Origin of the sequence: Bacillus sp. FSL R5-0820 (genome assembly GCF_038593385.1) — a bacterium.
Classification (GTDB): domain Bacteria; phylum Bacillota; class Bacilli; order Bacillales; family Bacillaceae; genus Bacillus; species Bacillus altitudinis.
The window spans coordinates 1773430-1797127 of sequence record NZ_CP151991.1; the positions used below are offsets into that span (position 1 = coordinate 1773430).

Annotated in this window: 27 protein-coding genes; 7 read left to right on the forward strand and 20 right to left on the reverse strand. The window is 38.6% G+C overall.

All coding sequences use genetic code 11. From position 1 onward, the window contains the following. Positions 1-645, reverse strand: a complete 645-nt coding sequence (locus tag NST15_RS09030) for an NAD(P)H-binding protein (RefSeq protein ID WP_007499309.1) — start codon at positions 643-645, stop codon at positions 1-3. 225 nt (positions 646-870) lie between these two features. Between NST15_RS09030 and NST15_RS09035 the strand changes: the two genes are divergently transcribed. Then, the gene (locus NST15_RS09035; RefSeq protein ID WP_017359569.1) at positions 871-1458 is read left to right on the forward strand and encodes a TetR/AcrR family transcriptional regulator; all 588 of its coding nucleotides are present in this window, start codon (positions 871-873) and stop codon (positions 1456-1458) included. Positions 1459-1676: 218 nt separating this feature from the next. Here the strand turns inward: NST15_RS09035 and NST15_RS09040 are convergent, their stop codons facing one another. Next, positions 1677-2258: an NAD(P)H-dependent oxidoreductase gene (locus NST15_RS09040; protein ID WP_202734423.1), complete on the reverse strand. Its 582-nt coding sequence runs from the start codon at positions 2256-2258 to the stop codon at positions 1677-1679. 123 nt (positions 2259-2381) lie between these two features. Here NST15_RS09040 and NST15_RS09045 point away from each other — a divergent pair, with 123 nt between their 5' ends. Continuing rightward, positions 2382-2726, forward strand: a complete 345-nt coding sequence (locus NST15_RS09045) for a helix-turn-helix domain-containing protein (protein ID WP_017359567.1) — start codon at positions 2382-2384, stop codon at positions 2724-2726. A gap of 395 nt (positions 2727-3121) precedes the next feature. On the opposite strand, the gene NST15_RS09050 is transcribed toward NST15_RS09045, so the two are convergent. The 5 genes from NST15_RS09050 to NST15_RS09070 form a co-directional block, all read right to left on the reverse strand. Next, on the reverse strand, positions 3122-4225 hold the full coding sequence (locus NST15_RS09050; RefSeq protein ID WP_048001473.1) for a threonine synthase: 1104 nt from the start codon (positions 4223-4225) through the stop codon (positions 3122-3124). A 72-nt stretch (positions 4226-4297) separates the two neighbouring features. After that, positions 4298-4672, reverse strand: coding sequence for a RidA family protein (locus NST15_RS09055; RefSeq protein ID WP_017367342.1), 375 nt, complete (start codon positions 4670-4672; stop codon positions 4298-4300). 11 nt (positions 4673-4683) lie between these two features. Next, positions 4684-5334, reverse strand: a complete 651-nt coding sequence (locus NST15_RS09060; RefSeq protein ID WP_342499022.1) for a PAS domain-containing protein — start codon at positions 5332-5334, stop codon at positions 4684-4686. Positions 5335-5496: 162 nt separating this feature from the next. Further along, entirely contained in the window at positions 5497-6156 is a 660-nt protein-coding gene (locus tag NST15_RS09065; RefSeq protein ID WP_202734698.1) for a TetR/AcrR family transcriptional regulator, read from the reverse strand. Between the two features lie 63 nt (positions 6157-6219). Next, complete coding sequence (locus NST15_RS09070) at positions 6220-7389, reverse strand: NAD(P)/FAD-dependent oxidoreductase (protein WP_342499023.1); 1170 nt, start codon at positions 7387-7389, stop codon at positions 6220-6222. A 254-nt stretch (positions 7390-7643) separates the two neighbouring features. On the opposite strand from NST15_RS09070, the gene NST15_RS09075 reads away from it, so the two are divergent. Then, positions 7644-7832, forward strand: coding sequence for a hypothetical protein (locus tag NST15_RS09075; protein ID WP_047946213.1), 189 nt, complete (start codon positions 7644-7646; stop codon positions 7830-7832). A 72-nt stretch (positions 7833-7904) separates the two neighbouring features. Here NST15_RS09075 and NST15_RS09080 read toward each other — a convergent pair whose 3' ends face one another. From NST15_RS09080 to NST15_RS09090, 3 genes are all read right to left on the reverse strand, one after another. Further along, positions 7905-8252: a DoxX family protein gene (locus NST15_RS09080; RefSeq protein ID WP_058337222.1), complete on the reverse strand. Its 348-nt coding sequence runs from the start codon at positions 8250-8252 to the stop codon at positions 7905-7907. A gap of 156 nt (positions 8253-8408) precedes the next feature. Further along, positions 8409-8834, reverse strand: a complete 426-nt coding sequence (locus tag NST15_RS09085) for a MarR family transcriptional regulator (RefSeq protein ID WP_113767123.1) — start codon at positions 8832-8834, stop codon at positions 8409-8411. Positions 8835-8906: 72 nt separating this feature from the next. Continuing rightward, positions 8907-9476 (reverse strand): TetR/AcrR family transcriptional regulator, encoded by a 570-nt coding sequence (locus NST15_RS09090; RefSeq protein ID WP_342499024.1) that lies wholly within the window; start codon positions 9474-9476, stop codon positions 8907-8909. Between the two features lie 181 nt (positions 9477-9657). Between NST15_RS09090 and NST15_RS09095 the strand changes: the two genes are divergently transcribed. Continuing rightward, positions 9658-10581, forward strand: a complete 924-nt coding sequence (locus NST15_RS09095; protein ID WP_342499025.1) for a DsbA family protein — start codon at positions 9658-9660, stop codon at positions 10579-10581. An 11-nt stretch (positions 10582-10592) separates the two neighbouring features. Beyond that, the gene (locus tag NST15_RS09100) at positions 10593-10904 is read left to right on the forward strand and encodes a monooxygenase (RefSeq protein ID WP_113767126.1); all 312 of its coding nucleotides are present in this window, start codon (positions 10593-10595) and stop codon (positions 10902-10904) included. A gap of 115 nt (positions 10905-11019) precedes the next feature. Here NST15_RS09100 and NST15_RS09105 read toward each other — a convergent pair whose 3' ends face one another. Further along, positions 11020-12165, reverse strand: coding sequence for a choline esterase (locus NST15_RS09105; RefSeq protein WP_342499026.1), 1146 nt, complete (start codon positions 12163-12165; stop codon positions 11020-11022). A 165-nt stretch (positions 12166-12330) separates the two neighbouring features. Between NST15_RS09105 and NST15_RS09110 the strand changes: the two genes are divergently transcribed. Next, the gene (locus NST15_RS09110) at positions 12331-12792 is read left to right on the forward strand and encodes a hypothetical protein (protein ID WP_342499027.1); all 462 of its coding nucleotides are present in this window, start codon (positions 12331-12333) and stop codon (positions 12790-12792) included. 43 nt (positions 12793-12835) lie between these two features. On the opposite strand, the gene NST15_RS09115 is transcribed toward NST15_RS09110, so the two are convergent. The 6 genes from NST15_RS09115 to NST15_RS09140 all read right to left on the reverse strand — a co-directional run bounded on the left by NST15_RS09115 (position 12836) and on the right by NST15_RS09140 (position 19417). Beyond that, positions 12836-13258, reverse strand: coding sequence for a cytidine deaminase (locus NST15_RS09115; RefSeq protein WP_025207420.1), 423 nt, complete (start codon positions 13256-13258; stop codon positions 12836-12838). A gap of 225 nt (positions 13259-13483) precedes the next feature. Continuing rightward, a complete protein-coding gene (locus NST15_RS09120) occupies positions 13484-14410 on the reverse strand; it encodes an alpha/beta hydrolase (protein ID WP_342499028.1) in 927 nt (308 codons plus the stop codon). A gap of 26 nt (positions 14411-14436) precedes the next feature. Further along, on the reverse strand, positions 14437-14838 hold the full coding sequence (locus NST15_RS09125) for a MerR family transcriptional regulator (RefSeq protein WP_017367349.1): 402 nt from the start codon (positions 14836-14838) through the stop codon (positions 14437-14439). A gap of 235 nt (positions 14839-15073) precedes the next feature. Then, positions 15074-16540 carry a glycoside hydrolase family 1 protein gene (locus NST15_RS09130; protein ID WP_164072383.1) on the reverse strand — a complete coding sequence of 489 codons (1467 nt, stop codon included), beginning with the start codon at positions 16538-16540 and terminating at the stop codon, positions 15074-15076. A 23-nt stretch (positions 16541-16563) separates the two neighbouring features. After that, the gene (locus NST15_RS09135; protein ID WP_060781082.1) at positions 16564-18456 is read right to left on the reverse strand and encodes a beta-glucoside-specific PTS transporter subunit IIABC; all 1893 of its coding nucleotides are present in this window, start codon (positions 18454-18456) and stop codon (positions 16564-16566) included. Positions 18457-18574: 118 nt separating this feature from the next. After that, entirely contained in the window at positions 18575-19417 is an 843-nt protein-coding gene (locus NST15_RS09140) for a PRD domain-containing protein (RefSeq protein ID WP_060781083.1), read from the reverse strand. A 374-nt stretch (positions 19418-19791) separates the two neighbouring features. Between NST15_RS09140 and NST15_RS09145 the strand changes: the two genes are divergently transcribed. Next, a complete protein-coding gene (locus NST15_RS09145) occupies positions 19792-20100 on the forward strand; it encodes a DUF4870 domain-containing protein (protein ID WP_342499029.1) in 309 nt (102 codons plus the stop codon). Positions 20101-20153: 53 nt separating this feature from the next. Here NST15_RS09145 and NST15_RS09150 read toward each other — a convergent pair whose 3' ends face one another. From NST15_RS09150 to NST15_RS09160, 3 genes are all read right to left on the reverse strand, one after another. Then, positions 20154-21557, reverse strand: coding sequence for a HAMP domain-containing sensor histidine kinase (locus NST15_RS09150; protein WP_268357884.1), 1404 nt, complete (start codon positions 21555-21557; stop codon positions 20154-20156). A gap of 2 nt (positions 21558-21559) precedes the next feature. After that, complete coding sequence (locus NST15_RS09155; RefSeq protein WP_008343743.1) at positions 21560-22267, reverse strand: response regulator transcription factor; 708 nt, start codon at positions 22265-22267, stop codon at positions 21560-21562. Positions 22268-22404: 137 nt separating this feature from the next. Further along, positions 22405-23670: a glucuronoxylanase gene (locus NST15_RS09160; RefSeq protein ID WP_342499030.1), complete on the reverse strand. Its 1266-nt coding sequence runs from the start codon at positions 23668-23670 to the stop codon at positions 22405-22407. Positions 23671-23698: the final 28 nt, after the last annotated feature.

Sequence of the window (23698 nt, forward strand, 5' to 3'; positions counted from 1 at the left end):
TTAATGATTATAGACAATGGGCATTTTTCCGATTAATTGGTGTTGCCTAGCAGCGTCATACATGAGTTTAGCGACATTTTCCCTAGATACGGACATTTTAGCTGGCTGATCGCCGAATGAATAACCGTAAGATTGCCCGTTGTATTTGATATTAGGATTAATGATTCGAACGACTGTCCAATCCAGGTTCGATTCTTTAATCAGTTCTCCTATCTTCTTCATTTCGGCATAACCATTTGGCATGAGAAGTTTAGGCAATATTCTTGGCAATATCGTCGATAAGCTTTTCTTATCGTCTTCAGATTGCAAGGCTGGCGTCGCGAGTGTAATCAACCTTTTTTTGGTGAACTTCTTCATCGCTTTGACAATTCGGTTATGTCCGTCGGCGATCGGTGTACCTTTTTGTTTTCGAGACAAATCAATGCCGGGACCTAAGGTGCTTATCACGACATCAGCTTCTGAAACTGCCGTTTCAATAGCTGAAGTGTTCGTTAGTTCACCCGTTACAATGCGTAAATTCGAATGCTTTTGCTTGATTTTCTCAGGGTTTCTAACATATACCGTAACGATATCTCCGTTTTCTAATGCAAACTGTGTTAAAAGTTGACCGATTGCACCAGTTGCCCCAAAAATAGTGATATTCATGGTCGTCTATCTCCTTTTGTTATTCAGAATGATCACAATGATTTCCTTGATCAAAAATCTTTCGTAATAACATGTGTTATTTAAGCAACGCGCGTTGTATAATTGATGATAAGATGAAAAAGAATAATAAACAATAACCAAAATAGCCAATATGTAGTTTACGCAACACTTCTAATGTATTGTCGTTTTTAGACAAGATGATGAACCCTAAAAGGAGAAGAAAAAATGATTATGCCAAAAAAAGATCCGAGAATACTTCGTACAAGACAATTGATTGTAGACTCTTTTCTTTCGTTAGCTAGTGAAAAAGATTTCAACCATATAACGGTACGTGATATCACAGAAAAGGCTACTATTAACCGGGCTACATTTTATGCGCACTTTGACGATAAATTTGATTTGTTACATTCTACAATCACCAATACATTTACAGACAAATTGAAAAAAAGAATCAATGATCACGATGCATTCAATGAAAAAGTCATTGCAAATATTTTTCTAGCCATGTGTGATCACCATAAAGAGATAAGCGACCTATGTCCCAAAGGTTATCATTCTTTAGGAACTATTATCGAAAGTAAAATTAAAGAGGAGTTACAGAAACTAATAGCTGATCTTATGCTAAAAGGAACTAAAAACATCATCGAATTCGAGGATAAACAAATGGTAACAACCCTATCTACTATGCTAAGTTGGGGGATATACGGAGCTGCATACACATGGAATAAGGATGGAAGACTTATTTCATCAGAAGAGCTAGTGACTAAGACCCTGCCTATCTTTAAAAATGGCATGAGTCAGTATTATCTTTAATGAAAATGATGTTAACAATCTGCTTGAGCCGGCAGTGCTATAAAAAATATTAAAAAAACACAGAAATGGTATGGGTTTAAATAATGGGGTATTTGGAGGAGATCAAGAGGTCAATTAGGCAGGCTCGATTTGTTGTTGCTTAAATGACAAAACTTCTACGACCTTCTCAATAAATTAAATCGGTCGTAGAAGATGGCCCTTATTTGTTGTACTGTAAATCAAATAATCTGGGATATTTCTTTTAAAAATTGCTTTCTCTTTTCATCTGTTGTTAAGTTCACTCTAGAAAAATGAATCCATTTCGTGGATTCATTTTTCAATCCCAAATCTGCTAGCGTTCTGTTAATAAAAACGCTTTGAATGGCATTTCCAGCTTCAGATTCTATATACTTTTTATCTGTAGTTGATGTTGAGATCACGGTTGTTTTTTTTATATTTGTCAATAAACCTTTCAAAGTACCAGTGTTTTGATCTTCAATGAATGCGAAACCGCTTAACATCACTTTATCAATAAATCCTTTTAACATAGCAGGTAGATCCCACCACCAGACTGGGAAAATAAATACCAATTCTGTTGACTGTTTTAATTTTTCTTGATAATCCTTCACTAATAGATAAGGCGTTTCTCCTTTATGAAAATGCTTTAATTCTTCAGCTGTAAAAACAGGATTAAATCCATCTTTATATAAATCGATCACTTGAAACGGTTCTCTCTTTGTTTCTAATTTTTCTGTTATGGAAGTCAAAATGGCATGATTATAGCTTCCATCCCAAGGATGTGCATAGACAATCGTTTTCATTATTCATTCACCCTTTTTCTGAGTTTTGCATCATTTTTTGATGTACATTGATTTTATTGTATGCTATAACATACTACAAGTACGGTAATCAAAGTGCGATACTAACCCAAAGGAGAGTATAAAATGAATGAGGAGTCCTTCCAGACGAAAGCTGAGCTAAAAGATACTGGTTTTGGGTATACTTTGTCATTAATTGGTGGGAAATATAAAATGCCAGTTCTGTATGCTTTATATTCAAACGATGGTCCTGTTCGCTATAATCAGCTGAAACGTAAGCTCGGAACGATTTCTTTTAAAACATTAACCAATACACTAAAAGAGCTTGAGGCGGATCACTTAATTCATCGTAAAGAATATCCCCAAGTGCCTCCAAAAGTAGAATATAGTTTATCTGAAAAGGGTTTATCACTGATGCCTGTATTAGATGAGATATGCTATTGGGGAGAGGAACAAATGAAAAATAATTAGGTAGAGTGGAAAGAAAGCTACTACAGTTTAAACATGCTTTCTAAAGTAGCTTTCTTCTCATCTTATATCAATCCGATTGGCTCATTTTGTTGATGCGCTAACTCCATTTCTTCTGCCAGATAGAGAGCGTTCTTCTTATCTATATCATATCAGGCCAATTGTGGATCAGTTGACGTAATCTAACTGCAACAGTCTTACAAACATCTGGCATTAAGTAACTATCAGAATCCGAAAGATCCAGCAAAGGAATGATGTCATCTGTAAAGTTTTCAAAGGGGTATGTCCCCGCCAAATCCCTCCATATCATCTAAATTCATTTCGCAAATATTACTCCTGATTGAACCTATAATAGGACAACGAGGCACGCAACGCTCTATTCTACCAGAGTCCTAAGGTTATTTTGATTTAATCCCTGCCCCACAAAGAGGTATGATAATGGTTTCTTCTGATTCCTTTTGATATTTCATGTAACCCGCAAAATTGATGGCAGATGTCACTTCGACATAAAATCCTTTCTCACTCAGTTTAGAGCGTGCATGTATAATTTCTTCTTCTTCAATATCAATAAACGTACCATTCGTCTTGTATACAGCTTCTAAAATTTGTTTAGAACGCGCTGGGGCAGCAATAGCGATCCCTTCTGCTACAGTCCCTTTATTTGTGACAGGTGATGCTGATTCTTCTTCATTTTGATAGGCTTTCACAAGGGGTGCGCAGTTTTTCGCTTGGACAGCAACAATTTTCGGTATTTTATGAATGAGACCATTTTCAAATAACTCTTTAAAGCCATAATACGCACCGAGCAGCAGAGTGCCGTTTCCAACCGGAATGATTAAAGCATCCGGTGCTCCTTTTAGTTGCTCAAAGATTTCATAGGCGTATGTTTTTGTACCTTCGAAAAAATAAGGGTTATAGACATGGCTTGCATAAAAAACGTTTTCCTCGTCTACTGCCTTTTGGGCCGCAGCTGCAATGTCCTCTCGTGTACCATGAATTTCTTTAATCGTTGCTCCGTGGGCTTTTATTTGAGCGACTTTTTTAGGTGACGTTTGATCACTTAGATAGATGTCACAGGCAATACCACAACGCGCCGCATACGCAGCAATTGCCGTTCCTGCATTCCCGCTGCTATCAGCAATGACTTTTGTTACCCCTAATTCCTTAGCTTTTGTCATTAACACAGCTGCTCCACGGTCTTTAAATGATAGTGTCGGCATCATATAATCAACTTTTACATAAGTGTTTGGCTCATTAGGATCTAGAACGATTAAAGGAGATTGGCCCTCCCCCATTGTCACAGTTTCCCACGTCTTAGAATCTTTTTGAAATGGCATGGTTTCAACATAACGCCACAATGAATTTGGATAGTGATCCCAAGCTGTGACGTCTATTTTCGGGGTATCTTTCACTAGATTGAATACTCCACCACAATCACATTTCCATAGAGTTGGTGTCATCTCATATTTTTCCCCGCAATGGTTACAAATTAATTGATTCATTCATCATCTACCCCTTTGAATATTTTTTTATATAAAATATAATTTTTTATATAGGGTGGTCAAAAAAATATTCTAAATATAGGCAATGGCATCCATTTCAATTTTGAAACCAAAATGTAATTCATTCGTTGGTACAATCGTACGTGCTGGTTTATGTTCACCGAAAAATTCAGTATAAACCGCATCTACTTTGTCCCATAATTCAATATCTGAAATGTATAATGTCATGCGCAAAATCTTTTCTTTTTGACTTCCAGCAGCCTCTACAATCATCTCTACATTCTTAAGCGCTTGTAATGTCTCTTTTTCAATGGGGCCGAACTCTTTTTCTGTCGTTTCAGGATTGATGGCAAATTGTCCTGACACATAGACCGTGTTTTGATGAATGGTTGCGAATGCATAGTGTCCGTTTGATTTTAGATTTCCTACCTCGAGTATGCTTTCCATTTTGACACTCCTTACCTCGATTTATTTTTGATTTCATCCAAATAGCTATAGACGGTTACTTTGGAAATACCTAACATAGATGCGACCTTCTCAACAGATCCTTTCATTAAAAAAATGCCCTTTTCATCCATAAATTTGATTAGTTCAATTTTTTCATGACGTTTCATGACTGGGTGAACACTGTTTTGAATGATTTGTTGAATCAATTGATCTACTATTTCTTCCACATTTTCAAGATCATCATTTGATGTTGTTTCTTTCTCTTGAGCTTCCACTTGTGTAGTAAGAAAAGTATCCATAAATTGCTGCATTTGATTCAGTGCTTCAACATCAAAATTGATACAGAAAGCACCGATCACTTTTTGCTTTGAATCACGTATTAATGAAGTCGAAGAACGAATCGTACGCTTATCTTCTGTTACAAATGTATAACCAGCCAGATAATCTTCTTTAAAATCTTCTGATTGTAATACAGTCTTGACTAGATGATCAAATGATTGGCCGATTTCTCTTCCTGTCACATGGTTATTTACTGTAAACATGACAGATACTTGAGGATTCGTTAAATCATGAATCACCACTTCACAATTTGGTCCAAACATTTTTGCAGTAGATTTTGCTAAAGGAATATAACTCTCTAATAACTTTTTAATATGTTCCATGCCTAAGCACCTCATTTTTTTATTCCACTAGATTATATAATTTTTTATATATAAAAACAATATATAGATTTATTTATATATTGTAATGCTCACAAGATCACAAATATGAAAATCATCATATAAAAAAAGCAGCCATTGACTGCTTTTTGCTTGTGCTCCTTTCTAATTGTCTTCCTGCTGGATGCCATACAAAATGACGTCAATTCCCCATCGGAACCGTTCCATTGATACGGTATCACCTGCAAACATTTCTTCTTTTACACGATGAATGAAAGGAAACTGCGTTTTGTCTGCTTGAAGAAATGCTTTTTTTGCGTCTGAAATCTGTGAAGAGCCTTGTTTCTTCCAAGAGACCTTTTCGTATGCTACAGAAGATACGTATAACAGCAATAGGTCTACTCCCCATGCTGCAGATGTAGATTTGATCCCGCCTTCATGCAATGCAGCGAGAATACGTTCGGTCAACTGAATAAAGTTCGTTCCTTGTGGAATGGTGGAAAGAGAAATTTCAGCGAGACCAGGTTTTTCGAATAGCAGGAGGAAATAAGTATGCAATAGGTCGAATAACTGTTCTTTCCATGTGCTATCCTTTGAATCTGGATAGACCATTTGTCCGAGACCATAATCCAATACGTAAGCACTGAGTTCTTGAACATTGTTCACGTAGACATACAAGGATGCAGGTCCCGTATCGAGTGCTTTAGCCACCTTACGCATACTCATGCCCTCTATCCCATGCTCCTTAAGAAGCTCATAGGCCGTTTTCACAATAAGCTCACGGCTTAAGGGTTCTTTAGCCGGCCGAGACCGGCGACTGATCATACGACGATTTGAATTGTTCATACTCTCTTTATAACATGTCAAAGTAAAATAGTAAATTGAGCATCAATCATCATCCTTTTGAAAAGAATTCATCATATTTGCAAGCTTGACCGCAGCGTCATTTGAAAAACACAGTTTTAAACTATTCTCCGATTCATTAGCTTTTTTCGATGAATATTCGTACATCATGTCTTCGTATTCTTCAATCGCCTTTTCAAAATGATGAGAATGTCGGACAATAGCAAGTGCTAGCTCCCTTGCATCAAACATCGCCATGTTCACACCCTCGCCTGCGAATGGCGACATGACGTGAGCTGCATCACCGATAAGCGTTACTCCTTTATGACGATTCCATTTGAAACCGACAGGAAGCGTATAAATCCGTCTTGGAATGATGGCATCTTCTGCATAACGAATATAATTTTTCAGCTGATCATCCCAATCACTAAATAACGCTAATAATTGTTCTTTTGCTTCTTTCGCTTGATGAAACGGTATACCACAAGTCTCGATCCAGTTGCGTTCTACCATAAGGCTTGCATACACTTTGATTCGGCCATCTCCGTTTAACTGCCCAATCAGTCCTTTGTGGTCTGCCAAAGCAAACATCTTACCTCGTTTATTAAATTCAGCTAAATCAGGGTGTTTCTCCTCTACGCTTAAGACATTCAGTTCTAGCATCGTGAGCCCAGAGTATTCAATCTCAATATCTGTTAACAGAGGACGCACACGAGAAAAAGCACCATCAGCCCCAATCAAAAGGTCAACTGTTTCGACAACTCCGTTTTCAAAATGAAGCTCTGTCATACCACTTTCTAATGAAACGCATCTTTCTAGTTTATACCCATATTTGATGGTTTCAGCATCAATTTGTTCTAACAGTAGTTCACATAACACACCACGATCAATTTCCGGGCGAGTACCTGTTTGATCTGATTCCGTTTCTTCATCTAAATAAATTCTTCCTGATTTATCAAGTAATCGGAAATCTTCCCCTTCATAGCGAGCATTCTTTTGAAATTTCTCATAAACTCCTGCTTCTTTTAAGGCTTTTTGACCTGTTTCTTCGTGAATATCCAGTGAGCCCCCTCGTTCAAGGCTCTTGTCATGCATCTCCCGTTCATAGATGGTTGTTTGTATACCGTAATTTTGCAAAATTAAGGCGAGTGTTAGTCCCCCAGGTCCTCCTCCAATGATAGCGATTTGCTTTTGATTCTTAGATAATGACGTCATCTTCTGCATCTCCTCATCCCTTTGTGGAAAGCGTTTTAAATTACATTTCATTTATATTATAACGAACACCGTTCGTGAAGAACAGTGTTCGTTTAAAATTGTTTGTTGTACGATTGTGTTTTCATGAAAAAAACAATCTCCTACCATCATATGATACACTCCATTTAGGACGGTTAAAGGTTGTCGAATCATAACAATGATACTTAGATCAGTAGGTCTCCATTGTTCTCACTCTAAGTGTAAGAGGTGTTTCTATGAATAAATTATTGGCCATGTTGATATTAGGATTAAGCTTTAGTGGTGCTGCGCTCATTCTTTCAGTCCCTTTGTTATTCAAACCGAAACCGGGACAATTTGAGCTGGTGTTTGCTGCTGGATCAGCGGGCGCTTTCGTAGTATTCGCTGTCTCATGCCTAGTTCTTCGAAAACGATTCAATCGCTAAAAAACCTAAACAAAATCCACCGTCATGAACAGTGGAGATGTGTTTAGGTTTTTGTGGTTTTTTAATATGAATTTAAAGAATGTGGTATAAGCTGACACCTATACTGAGAGCGAATAAAACAAGTGCAGGGATTGCTTTTTTAAAGGGATCTTTGGCCAATACGATCAGAGTAAATGCAGCTGCCAGCATCGTACCTCCTAACAATAAGCCTGATAATAATGCTAATGTTGGGATCCATATGCCGGCTAGCATTCCAGCAGCGCCTATTAACTCAAGAGCCCCCGTTAAAACATTAAAAAAAGCAGGTAAACCAAATCGTTTGAACTCTTCTGCCATTTTTCCAGATATGATTTTCGTTCCTGTGAGGAAAAAGAAAACGGCCAATACAATTTGTAGAATAAGAATGAAAATAGTAATCACATCTTTCTAAGTTATTTGACCAGAAAGGGTCGCTTAATGGACACCGGTTTCTGGGGCCATCTTGATAAAATCTCACTTCCACATTGAATGGATGAAATTTATATGTCATAGCATATATTATACAAAAATAGAGGTTGTTTCTACCTTATAGATTTATCAAGATGGATAGTCTGAATAGAATAATTTGTTTAAAAGTAATTTTAATTGTTCAATCTCTTCATCACTTAATTGATTTGTCACAGTTCGATGTGCATCCATGACGACAGGAAGAATCGCCTTTTTGATCTCGTCCCCTTTTTCTGTTAAAAACAGGTGATGCGAGCGCCGGTCTTGTTCATTATAGGTTTTTTTGACAAGCCCTTTTCGTTCCATTGACTGGATCATTCTTACGACAGTGGTTTGATTTTTATCAATGCCTTCTGCCAATTCTTTTTGAGTCGCGCCTTTTTCACGGCTAAGAATACTAATAATACTCCACTGCTCTGGTGTAACACCGTATGGCTTTAACCTATTCGTAAAATAATTCGTCATTTTCACATCAGTGCGATGAACGAGATAACCTATTAAATCATGTAACTTCATGTAAACACCCTCTAATCATTTTATATGCTATAGCATTTATATTAGTGGAGCGGTTAAACATTGTCAAATTGTCTACATGCTATGCTTAAAATCAATTCCTGACATGATATACGGCAATGCTGATTTGATAAATTCTTCTGAAGATATGTGCGAACTATTTTTTCTCCACTCAACAGAAGCTCCGTGAATTCCCCAGCTTAAAAAAACAGCCGTGACCTTCAACACTTGCTTTTCGACATTTGTATATTGATTCACTAACAACTGATAAAAAATAATTTCTAGCTGTTCTCGAACAATTGGAGCAAGTTCAGTTTCATATTCTACTTGGCAGCGGTTATGAAGAGATTGTTGGAAACTGGCTAGCGCTTTAAAAATATTCATCATTGTATCATCATCTAGTTTACTATTGTTAAAATTGATACTTTCTAAATTAATTGACAATACTTCTGAGAGTGTTTTATCTAATAAATCATATTTATCCTCAAAATGATAATAAAACGTGGCTCGGTTAATCATGGCTTCTGCTGTCACATCTTTCACCGTAATATCCTTAAATTCCTTTTTCGATGAAAGCTTCATGAAAGACTCCATGATTAATTTGCGCGTTCTTAATACACGCGGGTCTGTCTTTGGCTGCGTCATCTTCTTCCCCCCTTCTTTTTAAACACAAGCTTGAATCTGTCGGATAAACAACAAATTGAAGAAATTATTGGTGTTGATCTCACTCATTCTGTCTTAAGATTCAATTGTAAAGCAAATGATGACTTGATTCAAACAACTGATCAGGACACATTTTTTCCTGAAAAAATAAGGAGGAAACAACTTGAAAAACAATGACATGTTTTGTGATTTAGAAACTAGTGTATGCGGTGTAGGTGAAGAAGATATCCAGGTCATTGACTTTCACCAACCTAAAAAAAACATTACGCTCTACTATGTAACAGATCCAATTTGTTCTCATTGCTGGGCAATTGAACCTGTCCTGCGCCGATTTAAAGAGCAATACGGACATTATTTTCATTTCCAGACTGTGTTAGGTGGACTGCTAGAGAAATGGCATGACGGTCCAATTGATCCTGCAAACGGAATTTATAAGCCGGCTGATGTTGCGGGTCACTGGAGAGAAGTCGGAGAACATTCTCGCATGCCAATTGATGGGTCCTTAATGATTGACAATCCTGTTCAATCCTCCTACCCGTCCTCTCGTGTGTTCAAAGTGATTCAAAAACATCACGGTGATGAACAAGCCTATACGTTTTTACGCCGTGCAAGAGAAGCGCTATTTGCATTCAATCAAAATATATCGGATATTGCAGTTTTGATTGATATCGTCAACAACCTTGGATTGAACGGGGATGAGATTTTACATGAAGCGGAGCTCCATAGCGGACAAGACTTATTAAATCAAGATTTTGCTCTTGTTCGAGACCTCGATGCAAGAGGTTTTCCGACCATCATCCTCGTCAACGAAGAAAATAAAGGAGTTAAAATCACGGGTGGTCGACCATTAGACGTCTATATTGATGGTTTAAAGCAAGCTTTAAACACAGAAGAGCTTCAACCGAAGAAGCTTCCCATGGTTTCTGCCTTACTCGAAAAAGAAAAATGTCTATTCTCTAAAGAGATTGAAGTGATGTACGATGTTGATCAATCGGATGTGCGATCTTTTATGGAGAAAGAACTTTCACAAGAATCGTTCCAAATGAAAGAAGTTCTAGGAGAACAGTATTTCACAACTTCAATATAAGGAGAATGGCGATGGCTTACGTATTACAAGTGGATTTTAAGATGAATGGCCCTTTCGGAGATGAATTGGCAAAAGAGTTTTCTGATTTAGCGAGAAGTATTAGTGAAGAGGATGGGTTCATATGGAAGATATGGACGGAGAATCCTGAGAAAAATGAGGCTGGCGGAATTTATTTATTTGAAACAAAAGAAGAAGCTCAAACATATCTCGATATGCATTCTAAAAGAATCACTAGCTTTGGCATAACAGACATCAATGCGAAAATCTTTGACATAAATTCTAAGCTGACGCATATCACAAAAGGTCCATTAAAAACGTATTAAGATTAACACACGAAAAAAGAGCGGTTGTTGACTGCTCTTTTTTCGTGTGAATGAAGTAAGATATTCAACTTTAAATCGATTCATTAAAAGGTTATGATCAGCAGTTTCCCCTAGCTCACTTGTTGCTTGTTTTTTTAATTAAGTCTACACCATCATATGATAGGGTTTCTACATGTGTAGCCTTTTGCAGGATGTAATGATCAAAAAACGTCTTCGTATAGTCCGTCACAAGATGATGCATCTCTAATGCATCTCTTGTGCCTCTAAGTTCCTCATCTACACCGGTAAACACGATGTCACAGTAATCTAAATGTGCAGCACCATCAACAGTGAAATAATAAGTTTCCATGCTATTGTTGTCACCAATGATCGCATTCATATTATAATTCGGTTCAGAAAACAGGAGCAAAAAGGGTTTATTGAGGTCGCTGTCGAGAAGGCCAAATGCACCACTATCTAAGCCAGCCCCGCAGACAAACCGGTCGTCATCCCGGCAAACCATAACCGCTGTAGGTCCGCCATAAGAATGTCCAGCGATACCCATGCCAGTGTCGAGCAGTAGTCTGTCATGAAAAATGGACTTCCATTCTCCAGAGTTTAGTTTGTGAAGATGATCGGCTACGTACCTTACATCTTCTGCCTGTCGTTCACTATATCTTGTTAACTCGTTAATGATTGGCAAGGAAAGGATGTTACGGCACATCTCAATAGCCGTTTCATCGTCAGGGCGCATATTCATCTTACCTGCCAGTGTTATCATCTCTGGATCTTCAGAAAACGCCTTAATGACTTCCGAAAAACCCTTTGATACATTCAACAGCTTCCCATCTTTCCGTTTGTACATGGTGCTATCCTGATGGCCGATACTGACGACAACATACCCTTGGCTTGCCATATCTGTACAGATGGCTGTCCCCCATTCAGGTGAACCACCCCCGCCGCAAACATAGAATACCACTGGATAGCGCTCTTCCTTCCGAGAAAGAGCCAGATCGTCATAACAATGCGTTTTGATATCGATAGAGAAGAACTTTATTTCCTTCAAATACTCAGTGACAAGCGGCTGGTCATGAAGCATTTCGTAGACTTCAGGAAACATGTATGTGGATGGAGTCTTTCCTTCACTGCTATCAGATGGATAGTACATAAATGCGGTCAGTTCTCTTTTGGATTGATCTGATGCCGTATACTCAAAATCCATCTGGATTCGGCCGACTATGTACCTACCGATTGGTTCTGGAAATGTGTCATACCTTTTCATTCTTTTATGCCCCTTTCATCATGAAAATGAATATCGGTTCTTTGCTGGCTGAGTATCGTATTGTGATATAATCTTGAGTCAAAGACAAGCGCTAAGAGAAAATGAACTTGCTGAATGGACATCATGATGGTGAAAAATTTCTGAAGAAATGATAGGGTGATAGCGATGAGAAGACTTGAGTCTGGTATCGATTGTACTTTCTCTAATTGTAGATTCAATGACCGTGTTTTACAGGCAGCGAACATCGTCAATTGTACCTTTGCTTGTAAGCTAATAGATATAACGTTTGAGGGAAATGGCAAACAAAAGCTGATCACCAATTTTGAAAACTGCACCCTTGATGGTGTTCGTTTTATAGGCTGTGACCTAGCGGCATGTATTCCGCCAGCATCCAAAAACCATTTATATGTTGAACATGTATCTGCACGAGTGAAAAAGGCCTTAGAGAAGATAGAAGATGATCCTACTCTGTCTGACCATGATCGGAAAATAATAGTGCGGAGTCTGCGGAAGCTTGAACAAATGGAACAGTGTATTTTTAACACGAAATATATGGAGAAAATACATGCGGCCGCTTTTGTTGAACGCTTTTTCAGTCATCTTGGATGTAGCAAGGATCACATGTAGCGTTTGCTACATCCTTTTTCCTATTTTATCTTTATGTGGTACATCAGCTTCGAGTATATTTGAGCGGAATGAGTTCTTCGATTTTCACCTTGACCAGCTCCCCATCCATATCAAGGATGACAAAACATGTTGGTCCAAAGTCTGAAATGAGCTCTCGGCAGATGCCGCAAGGGCTGACTACCCTAATTCTTCTATCTTTTTCATCTGAATAAGGGTGTCTCACTGCAACAATTGTATCAAAATCTTTGTATCCATTCGATAAAGCGCTACCAATCGCAATGGCTTCTGCACAAACAGTTACCCGTCCGATATAGGCTTCTATATGGACAGCTGATATGATTTCTCCTGTTTTCATGCGGATCGCTGCCCCTACATGATGCTTGTCATCTTCATAAAGACTGATCATCTTCTTTTTTGCTTCGTCTATTAATTCGATATCTTCTTGTGATAGATCAAACGTTTTCATCGCGTTTCCCCTTTCGTCTCACTGCTCGTATGTATTATACCAAACATAAGGTGATGAACTGAACTTCACTCTCCTTTACTAACCAGCCAAAAGACCGTTTAATCTGTAGTGAATTGCCATTCTGAATGTATTTCATATTCAATTGAAAAAGGCTGCTTTCAAGTAAGCAGCCTTTTCGCCTATTTACATCAGAACATGTACCCTTTCTAGGTGTGAACTGAATCCCTAACGATTGATCACTTGAATGATTTTCTTCAGAGCATCTGCCGCTTCTGGAATTGGCATGACAACAAACACATGCAGCATTTCAGGATAAACAAAGGTTTTGATGTCCATTCCTTGTTCTGATAGTTTTTCATCGAGCTTTATGGCATCTGGATATAACATATCATGTGTTCCGATAAAATGAGTGATCTTCCCGAGCCCTTTAAAGTCACCGTAAATCGGACTAATCAATGGGTCTGTGAGACTTTGATCAGCTGCCCACATTTTTGTGATGACTTCCATTCCTTCATGACCTAGAATCGGGTCCTTTTTTGCATATTCAAAAATGAGAGGGTTGCTCATACTCATATCAACACACGCAGATAGTAACACGATATCCTTTGGCTGCGGCAGATCTTCCTTCTTTAAAAGGTGCGCAAGACCAAGTGAGATGTTTCCGCCAGCTGAATCTCCCATGATCGTCAATTGATTGGCGCTTTCAGCAGTTTTCAGAAGGTCTTTATATAGGTTAAGCATTTTCGGATACGTATCCTGGTTGCTATAATGAGGCACTTTTGGGTAAATAGGGGCGACTACTTTCGCACCTAGTGATTGCGCCATTTTATCCATGAACCACCAATGGACATTCAAAGGCTGATTTGTCCACGCACCACCATGTAGATAGAGAATGACTTTTTGATTTTGTGATGCTTGTTCATTCAATGTGAAAACTTGCATGCCTTCGAATGTCTGCTCTTGTACCTCACTGATTAACTTCACATCCTCTCCAATGGCATAAGGCTGCGTATTTTCAATTCCTTTTTGCTCAAGAAATTTTTTTGTCTGTTCGATACTAGAAAAACTCTCTTTATTACTTTGCGAAGCGAATAATGTTTCAAATTGAATACTTTCTTTAGAACGTTCACCATGATACATTTCTACGCTCATTTTTTTCTCTCCTTCACTCAATAGGTTTATTGATCATCCTGCTTCGGAACACGAAATGATTCCAGGTAGACTTGTACTTTTTTTTCAGGGGTTTTTAATAAGTTAGATAAAAGGTCTTGAATGAGACGAAGGCTTTTAATTTTCTTTTCAATTTCTTCATGTTTAAGATGGACAATTTGTCTTAGGGTATCAAGGTCTATGTCTTGACTTAGCATGTCCATAATTTCAGCTATTTCCTTTAATGAATAACCGAGCGTTTTCGCATCTTTGATCAATTGAATTTTCACAACATAGTCGTCTGTATAGAATCTGTAACCGTTTGAACGTCGTCTTGGAGCAGGTAATATGTTGTGCTCTTCATAGTAACGAATTGCGGCAGGACTTACTCCTGTTTTTTTGGCAAGTTCTCCTCTAGTCATCAACTCCATCGTTACTCCTTTTTTATTATTTTGTTTTACTATATGTACATTATAAAGGTTGAACTATACTTCAAGGTCAAGGTGAAACATTTTTCGGCCAACTTTTGTTATCAAATGATTGTAGCAAAGAGATCTCTAGTGCTTGCTATGACATAATTGAGGTTACTTTTGGGTAAACAAAAAAACACCATCGCACCCGGCCAAATAAGGCGGATGCAATGGTGTCATCATCATTCCATCTGGATTATGATAAATCTTCCCCATTTGTTTCAATCACTTTTTTGTACCAGTAGAAGGAATCTTTTTTGTAACGATTTAATGTCCCATTCCCTCTGTCGTCTTGATCTACATAGATCAAACCATAGCGTTTACTCATTTGAGATGTTCCGCAGCTAATTAAGTCAATACAACCCCATGGTGTATACCCCATTAAGTCGACACCTTCTTTGACTGCTTCTTTCATCTGTTCAATATGTTGTTTTAAATAATCAATTCGATAATCGTCGTGAATTTCTCTGTCTGGTGTCAATGTATCTCTTGCGCCAAGTCCGTTTTCACAAACAAATAAAGGTTTTTGGTATCTGTCATACAGTTTAATTAATGAAATGCGCAGCCCCATTGGATCAATTGGCCAATCCCATTGTGATAACTCCAAATGCTCATTTTTAATTGGACTATCAAATGTACCCGCTAGCTCTGCTGCATCTTCTCGCGCTTCTGCTACGTGGGACATATAGTAGCTGATCGCCACAAAATCAACGATGCCCTCTTTCAAAATTTGCTCATCCTGCTCTTCGATATCAAGTTTGATGTCGTTGTCAGCAAAATATTTCACCATGTATGTTGGATATTCACCTCTAGCTTGAACATCCGGATAGAACATATTCAATTGGTTTGATTTTACCGCTTGCAGCTGGTCCTCTGGTTTCGTTGTTTTTGCATAGGCTTCAATTTGGTTAATCATACAGCCAATTTGTGCATGTGGAATGATTTCTTTTGCAGCCTTCACTGTGAGAGCGCTGGCGATAAATTGGTGATGTGATGCTTGATACGCAGCCTGTAATTTATGGTCTACTAGGTCCTCTAAAATTCCAGCACCGGTGTAAAGGCTATTGAGGTTCATATTCATTTCATTGAATGTAATCCAATACTTCACTTTATTTTTATATCTTTCTAAAATGGCGCGGGCATATTTTTCAAACAACGGGACAAGCTCTCTACTCATCCAGCCATTATATTTCTCTGTTAAAGTAATCGGCATTTCATAGTGAGACATCGTGACTAGCGGTTCAATTCCATATTTCGCACACTCATCAAATACGTTATCGTAAAAAGCCAATCCTTCTTCGTTCGGCTTGTCTTCTAAACCAGTTGGAAAGATTCTTGCCCATGAAATAGACAAGCGAAACACTTTAAAGCCCATCTCTGCAAATAGTGCAATATCCTCTTCATATCGATGGTAAAAATCGATTCCGCGTCTTTTCGGGAAATCAAATTCATCGGGTTGTTCCTTGTATCTTGTTAATTCAGCTGAACTCACATCGAAAGTAAAGTTGTTCACTTTTCCTTTTTCATAAGGATCTTTATATGCAGCAAAGTCTGACGTCGACAGGCCCTTGCCACCTTCTAAGTATGCGCCTTCTATTTGATTGGCAGCAGTTGCGCCACCCCATAAAAAATCATCTGAAAATCCTTTTTTTACATTCTTCATTTCAATCATCCCTTCTCTTTATATTAGTGAATAAGCATTAAGAGCTTATTTTGACTTGCGGTGACATGAGCGTCACCTGTATGAATCACATCAAGGTATTGCGTTGAATTTGTGACGATAATAGGTGTCACTACATCTAAATGGTTTGATTGAATTCCTTCTATATCAAACGATAATAAATGATCCCCCGTCTTCATCTCATCGCCCTCTTTTACCAGTACATCAAAGAATTGGCCATTTAGGCTGACGGTATCAATCCCCACGTGGATCAATAATTCAATCCCATCATCTGAAACGAGTCCGATGGCATGTTTAGTAGGTGTAACAGTCACTACTTTTCCTGAGAACGGTGCTTGTACCACCCCCTTATCAGGCAAAATTGCGACTCCCTTCCCCATCATTTCACTTGAGAACACGGAATCATTCACTTCAGATAAAGGAATGACCTTTCCACTCATAGGTGCTTGAACTTCATAAGGGTTTGTTTGCTTAGACATTTGTTGATTCTCTGTACTCTCAGTGTGATTTCGCTTTTCTGCTGCTTGCTCGTTAGCGGCCGTGACAGACTCCTGAAATCCAAGGAGAATGGTGATGAGAAGTGACACGATGAAGCTAAGGGCGATTCCAATCAGAGCCAGCTGAAAATTATTTGTCCCTTTCATAATGTAAGTTGGCAGTGAAGTAATGCCTGGGATCGAAAAGGCTGTCGTTTTAACTGAAAATAAACCGTAAAAACATCCACCGACTGCGCCGCCAATTAATGAAGCATAAAAAGGTTTTTTTAGTCTAAGTGTGACTCCATAAATGGCTGGTTCTGTGATCCCGAAGAAACTAGGAAGCAATGTTGAAAGCGCCAAAGACCTTGTTTCTACCCGCTTGGTGCGGATGATGACACCTAACACAGCGCCTGCTTGTGCCATATTCGCAATGAAATTCATCGGAAGCAGCATGATATCGTAACCCACTTTTTCAAAGCTGGCTAACGTGCTTGGGAAGAATGCGTAATGCATTCCAGTTAACACAATGAGTGGCATAAGGCCTCCCATTAATAAACCGGCAATCGGACCAGCGAAATTGAACAAAGAAGTGAAAAAGATTTCTAAATATTGCCCAGAAACGTTCCCAATAGGAGCGATAAAAGCCAGTGTAAGAGGAGCCGTGATCATCAGGCTCAGTACCGGTGTAAATACGATACTTAAGGATTTTGGGATCGCTTTTGTTATCCACTTATCGACAAAACTTAGTAATAGCACACCTAAAATAATTGGTAATACAGAAGATGTGTAATTATTTAGTGGAATACTTAACCCTAAAAAACTTAACGGGTCTGCTCCTTTTGCTGCACCTTCGATCATCGTTGGATATAGTAAAATCCCTGCTAATGCGAGCGCAAGAGATTCTCGCGTTTTAAATTTCTTCGCTGCCGAATAAGCAATGAGGAAAGGTAAAAAGTAAAAGACAGCATTTGAAAAAATTTGAAGTACTTGATAGGTAGAGCTTGTCTCCGTCAGCCAGCCTAAGCTAACGAACAGTGCCATGATCCCTTTGATCAATCCACTACCAACAATCGCTGGCAAAATAGGTGTGAAAATCCCGCTGATCACATCGAATACGACTTCAATTGGGTTCATCTTTGACGTGTTTTTAACAGGAGCAGAATCATTGCTACTATGACCGGCCAGATGATCGATTTCCTCATAAACCTCTGCTACCTTTGCTCCAATAATGACTTGGAACTGTCCACTTTGGAATTGAGCACCTAAAACACCATCTAATGTTTTCAGCTCATCTACTTTTACCTGACTTTCATCGTTGAGATTAAATCTTAGCCGTGTGATACAATGCCAACTTTGAGATATATTTTCGGTTCCACCGATTAATTTCACAATTTTTCCAGCCAATTCTTTGTTTTCCATGCTTTCACCCCTTCATTTTCACAAAAAAAACCTAAACAAAATCCACCATAGAAAAGATCATTCTTTCTCATGGAGATTTGTTTAGGTTAATGCTTTTTCATAACACGCCTAAAAGAAATCATTTATTTTTTTGGTGTTCCTTTGTGATTCTCTCAATATGGATGACTAAAAAAACAAGTTCGTCTTCTGTCACATTCCAATTGAATTCTCGTTTTAACATTTCTTTGATGATCAATCCGCAGGCATAACTCTTCATATAACGATCCTGTATTAATTCTTTTAACGAGTCATCCATCTGCTGCGGTGGTTGGTTGGTTTCCTGCCTGACAATAAAATATCTCAAGTGGGTAATAAACCTCGAATAATTAATGGATGATTTATCCAATATCATCTCGAAAATATTTTGAATGATTTTGACGATTTCTTTCGTGAGGTGAGTCATCTTAATGGTGTCTCCCATAGACTGACCATCTATTTGAGCGTTTACAAAATGCAGGGCAATGAGTGAAGCTTCAGTATCTTCAAAAGAAATGCCCATCATCTTTTGAATAATTGTCAGTGCTTTTTTCCCGACTTGATATTCTTGAAAATAGAGATGTGGAATTTCCCACACAATGGGGTTTTCATACGCCATTTTTTCTTCGTGCCTTTGAATAGCGAAGGTGAGATGATCGGATAGCGAAAAGAGCGCGCTGGAACTTAACTTCTTATTCAACATCTCTTCGCCTACGCGAATGATTTTTTCAGTTAATAAAAGGATATCAGTTGGGATAGCGGCAAGTTGAGATTCTAATGGAGACGTCTGATCAGAATAAAATGTCTTACTGACAGCGCTCTCATCAAGTGTATCACCTTTCTTCTTTTTAAAACCTATTCCTGTTCCAAACACAACGACTTCATTTTGAGCCTCTGTTAGAGCTAATACGATATTATTATTTAAAACTTTAACGACGGTGAACATCCTCATCCCACCTTACCTAAAATGCTAAAAAAAGCATAAAAAAACACCAAAATCTCAGCAAACAACGTACAAATGTACAATCTGTTTACCTGACTTGGTGGTGCCTGATCATATCAGTAACACTCCTGCATCGGTTACGACTTTATTTTAAATAGAGGAATGACCAAAGTCAACTATTTTTTTCTGAAAAAATAGATTGAAATACCCAGAATCATTTTATCTTTCCTTGTCTTTTTACAGTTTAACATATTTAAGGTTGCTGTAAGGTTCGGATTAATACGAGTTAAGGTTGAGGTTGTACAATGGGTTTGTAAGGAATTGAGGGATGAGTCAAATGGTCCCCTCTTCTACATCAATCATAGAGGTGAAAAGCTTTGAGAGAAAATAAAATTTTGTCTTCATTATGTTACTTCAGCATCTTTTTTGCACCATTTCTATTTCCGATTATCTTTTATTTCTTAGGAAAAGACGAAGTGAAATACCATGCGAAAAAATCACTATGGACACATATTATTCCTTATTTGATTTTCGGTCTTGGTATTGCCGGTTCAGGTTTACTTGGCATGAACGATATCAGTCATGCTGGTCCGTTCTTAATTGCAACGTATGCTGTGACATTCCTTGTGGCGATCTACTTCTTCATTTGGAACATTGTGAAAGGCATTAAAGTGTTTTCAGAATAAGAGTTAGAAAAAACGGTTCTGTGATTGAGCAGAACCGTTTTTTGTATGTCCGTTTAAGCGGGTAATTGGATATCAATCGTTGTTCCTTCTCCTATTATACTTTGTATTGTCATATCTCCCCCGTGTTTTTGGATGATATCTTTTGCAATCGCCATTCCAAGACCTGAGCCTGCATGTGTCCCTCCTGTATTCGTCCCTCTATAGTAGCGGTCAAATACTTTTTCTAGTTCTGCCTCTTCAATTCCTTTGCCGTTGTCTTGAATGGTGATGTGGGTATGTTCTTTTTGTTCAAGCTGTACAATGATTTTCACATCAGCATTATTGTGAACAAGGGCATTTAAAATGAGATTGGTGACCGCTCTTCGTATGAGGATCGTATCAATATTCAGCATGAGCTTGTCTACATTCGTTTGTAGCTCAATGGTCTGATCTGCATATCTCGAATCGTTGAGGATATCAATTAACGTTTCACGCAGCAATGGCACAATGTTCACCAGTTCTTTATGCAGCATCATGTCGTTATTTTTCAGCCTTGTTGTTAAATTGAGATCCTCCATCACATCTTTGATGTACAGTGATTTATTCTCTATGATGCTGGCATAATGTCTAATGTCTTGATTTGAAAGAGGATAATTTGGATCTTTCATGATTTCTGCATAGCCTTGAATAGAGGATAATGGTGTTTTAATATCATGAGAAATATGACTGATCCACTCTTCCCGCATTTGCTCTAATTTGTCTTTTTCTTTTTGGCTTGAAGCGAGCTGCTCGGATAAGTGATTGACATTATAGAACACATCTTTATATATCCCCTTCGTTGGCAGCTTTGTCGTATAATCTCCGTTTGCGAGCCGCTGGATGCCATAAATGGCACGGCCGAGCGGTTTGATGAGTTGCCGGCTGAATAAGTATCCAATGAATAAGGCAATGATGGCATCAATCGATAATAAAATCATCGTCCCGATATTGAATTGCGATATTAATTCTTTCGTATCAAAAGAAAATAAATATTTTCCGATGGAAGGGTCCTTAAATCCGATGAAGTAGCTGTATTCCTTACCCTTTCCATTTTTCCCTCCAGCATAGATCGTCGACATCAATTGCTTATCTTTATATTTATGTAAGTTTACAATTTCTATAGGTGTGTATTTGCTCTTTATGCCTTTAGGTGCTAGTGCATGATAGACGTCTTGTCCATTTTCGTCTAATATTTGAATCCACGCATTTTGTTGTTTTAAGGCTTGCTGTCCTTCTTTACTCACAGTGATATTTTGATTAGACAAGGTGATGTATTGTTCAAATGTTCTTGTGAAGGTTTCCGGCGTATTTTCTTCGTTTTGCTGACTGCTTGCTTGTAGTACAAGCCATATCATGAATCCAAATAAGTTAATAAAGACCGTGATAATGGTCACGATAATGACAGAGACCATGTATCTGCCTGTTAATCGCCATTTCATCTTTACGCATCCTTTACAACAAATTTATAGCCAAGTCCTTTGACCGTCACGAGAAATTCTGGTGTAGATGGGGAATGTTCTATTTTTTCCCGCAGTCTTCGTATATGAACCATTACCGTATTATCAGAACCGAAGAAATCCTCTCCCCAAACCGTTTGATAAAGCGTTTCTTTACTGATGACGCGATTCGGATGCTGCAAGAAATAAGTCATCAACATAAGTTCTTTCGGTGTGAGTTCAATTGCCGCTCCGTTTTTCGTCAGTTCGGCTTGCTGCTCGTTTAACTCAAATGGTCCTTTTTTGATCACGGGCTCCGCTTGAGAAGGCTGTAAGTAGGATGACCGTCTTAGCTGGGCTTTTACCCGGTAGGCGACTTCTTTTGGACTGAACGGTTTTGTAATGTAATCATCGCCGCCAATGGCAAGTCCTACAATTTTGTCTGATTCCTCTCCCTTTGCTGATAAAAAGATAATCGGAACATGTGAGACATCTCTGATTTGTTTGCAAATATCGTAGCCTTCTCCGTCTGGCAACATAATATCCAGTATGACGAGATCTGGTTGTTCTTGATGAAATTGCGTGAGCCCATCACGGGCAGTTGAAGCTGTTAACACCTGGTCAATGCCTTCTCTTGTTAATACGGTATGGATTAATTCTAAAATTTCTTTTTCGTCATCTATAATCAATACTTTGCTTTGAACCTTTGGCATAATGATCACTCTCCTGAAGTCATTGTTATTATTATACCCAAAGTGTTGACGTCGTGAAAAATCAACTTTCTATTTACACAGAAAAAAGCCAATTTTCTTTTTGAATGAGAAAATTGGCTTTTCGTGTTTCTCTATCTCTAGCGTTTGACCACAAATGTTGTCACACTTTGAGCCGGAAGATGAGCCCAAAATTGATTGCCCGAAATCGTGATATCTGTACCAGGCTGAAGGTTGCTGCTGCCGCTCGTCACCCATCTAGACGCCTGAGAAACAGAGCCATTTTGCACGACGAAGTGTTGATTGACCCCTGCATTGTTTTTATTAATCGCCACAATGACGACCTGATTGTTTCCTTTATAGGCTGAGACGAAAACATTCGATTCAGGGCTTTTCGTTGCATCAATTCTGACGTACCCTGGACGCACAAATTTGGAGAAATGCGCCATGTTGTATCCACGTTTGCTAATCATTCCATCTTCCTTCATAGGACCGTATGATCTCCTAATGTACCACCACACATACGCCTGAAAGTCCCCTTCCACCATTGAATGGTGAATATGCTCTGATACCCCTAATGCCTCAGGCCAGCGGTCCGCTGAATTGTTATCACTATTCGGGTAGTAGACCTCTGTCATCCATAGCTCTTTTCCCCCTCCTTTTTGTTTGAAAAGAGGATACGGAAGCTGACTGATTTGGGTCCCGTATAGATGAGCGCCGAGAATGTCCATATTTCTAAGCGCCTGCGGATCGTTTAAGATAGGATCTGAGATATTCTTAAGGTATTGAAAGGATTCTGGTGCAATCACACGTGCATTAATGGAGCCGGCATTTTCTCTCATGAATCGCAGGATTTCCTGAGGTGTCCACCATGTCCATTCATGCGCATAATCAGGCTCGTTTTGTACAGAAATGGCATAAAGATTGACTCCGTTGTTTTTCATGTAAGTGACAAAATCATTCAGATGCTGAGCATATGCTGCGTATTGATTGTATTTAAGCCGCTTGGCAGGTGATCCATTCCGGTTAAATGTTTCAACCATACTGCTTGGAGGATTCCAAGGGGAAGCAATGACTAGAGCACCATGCTCGATCGCTCGTTTGGCCGTCGCAACTTCTCTGCTCCAATTGTTTCTGTTTTCGTCTACATAAATTCTAAGAATGGAAAACCCTAACTGATTTTGTCCATTGCCAAAGGCAGTCTCCCTTTGTGGCGCTGTCAAATCACCAATCCAAGCTGGATGGTTCATTCCGCCAAAACCACGAATCACTTGTCTTTCTGCATTAAGGTTAATGTTTGCGTCAGCTGCTGATACTTCAGCTACTCCAGGTCCTATGAACATGACAGACAGCATGGTGAAACACACCAATAAAGCAAACATTGGTTTTTTTATACATGACATCAAATTTCCCACTCCTCTATCAAACATTTAA

What these genes read in the sequence shown, in the direction of transcription:
- NST15_RS09125 (WP_017367349.1), bottom strand. Translation starts at nt 14,838, where the DNA reads ATGGAGTTGATGACTAGAGGAGAACTTGCCAAAAAAACAGGAGTAAGT.
- NST15_RS09150 (WP_268357884.1), bottom strand. Translation starts at nt 21,557, where the DNA reads ATGAAATGGCGATTAACAGGCAGATACATGGTCTCTGTCATTATCGTG.
- NST15_RS09070 (WP_342499023.1), bottom strand. Translation starts at nt 7,389, where the DNA reads ATGACGTCATTATCTAAGAATCAAAAGCAAATCGCTATCATTGGAGGA.
- NST15_RS09090 (WP_342499024.1), bottom strand. Translation starts at nt 9,476, where the DNA reads ATGACGCAGCCAAAGACAGACCCGCGTGTATTAAGAACGCGCAAATTA.
- NST15_RS09155 (WP_008343743.1), bottom strand. Translation starts at nt 22,267, where the DNA reads ATGCCAAAGGTTCAAAGCAAAGTATTGATTATAGATGACGAAAAAGAA.
- NST15_RS09030 (WP_007499309.1), bottom strand. Translation starts at nt 645, where the DNA reads ATGAATATCACTATTTTTGGGGCAACTGGTGCAATCGGTCAACTTTTA.
- NST15_RS09105 (WP_342499026.1), bottom strand. Translation starts at nt 12,165, where the DNA reads ATGAAAAGGTATGACACATTTCCAGAACCAATCGGTAGGTACATAGTC.
- NST15_RS09130 (WP_164072383.1), bottom strand. Translation starts at nt 16,540, where the DNA reads ATGAAGAATGTAAAAAAAGGATTTTCAGATGATTTTTTATGGGGTGGC.
- NST15_RS09110 (WP_342499027.1), top strand. Translation starts at nt 12,331, where the DNA reads ATGAGAAGACTTGAGTCTGGTATCGATTGTACTTTCTCTAATTGTAGA.
- NST15_RS09115 (WP_025207420.1), bottom strand. Translation starts at nt 13,258, where the DNA reads ATGAAAACGTTTGATCTATCACAAGAAGATATCGAATTAATAGACGAA.
- NST15_RS09100 (WP_113767126.1), top strand. Translation starts at nt 10,593, where the DNA reads ATGGCTTACGTATTACAAGTGGATTTTAAGATGAATGGCCCTTTCGGA.
- NST15_RS09085 (WP_113767123.1), bottom strand. Translation starts at nt 8,834, where the DNA reads ATGAAGTTACATGATTTAATAGGTTATCTCGTTCATCGCACTGATGTG.
- NST15_RS09040 (WP_202734423.1), bottom strand. Translation starts at nt 2,258, where the DNA reads ATGAAAACGATTGTCTATGCACATCCTTGGGATGGAAGCTATAATCAT.
- NST15_RS09045 (WP_017359567.1), top strand. Translation starts at nt 2,382, where the DNA reads ATGAATGAGGAGTCCTTCCAGACGAAAGCTGAGCTAAAAGATACTGGT.
- NST15_RS09065 (WP_202734698.1), bottom strand. Translation starts at nt 6,156, where the DNA reads ATGATCAGTCGCCGGTCTCGGCCGGCTAAAGAACCCTTAAGCCGTGAG.
- NST15_RS09055 (WP_017367342.1), bottom strand. Translation starts at nt 4,672, where the DNA reads ATGGAAAGCATACTCGAGGTAGGAAATCTAAAATCAAACGGACACTAT.
- NST15_RS09135 (WP_060781082.1), bottom strand. Translation starts at nt 18,456, where the DNA reads ATGGAAAACAAAGAATTGGCTGGAAAAATTGTGAAATTAATCGGTGGA.
- NST15_RS09035 (WP_017359569.1), top strand. Translation starts at nt 871, where the DNA reads ATGATTATGCCAAAAAAAGATCCGAGAATACTTCGTACAAGACAATTG.
- NST15_RS09140 (WP_060781083.1), bottom strand. Translation starts at nt 19,417, where the DNA reads ATGTTCACCGTCGTTAAAGTTTTAAATAATAATATCGTATTAGCTCTA.
- NST15_RS09050 (WP_048001473.1), bottom strand. Translation starts at nt 4,225, where the DNA reads ATGAATCAATTAATTTGTAACCATTGCGGGGAAAAATATGAGATGACA.
- NST15_RS09060 (WP_342499022.1), bottom strand. Translation starts at nt 5,334, where the DNA reads ATGGAACATATTAAAAAGTTATTAGAGAGTTATATTCCTTTAGCAAAA.
- NST15_RS09120 (WP_342499028.1), bottom strand. Translation starts at nt 14,410, where the DNA reads ATGAGCGTAGAAATGTATCATGGTGAACGTTCTAAAGAAAGTATTCAA.
- NST15_RS09075 (WP_047946213.1), top strand. Translation starts at nt 7,644, where the DNA reads ATGAATAAATTATTGGCCATGTTGATATTAGGATTAAGCTTTAGTGGT.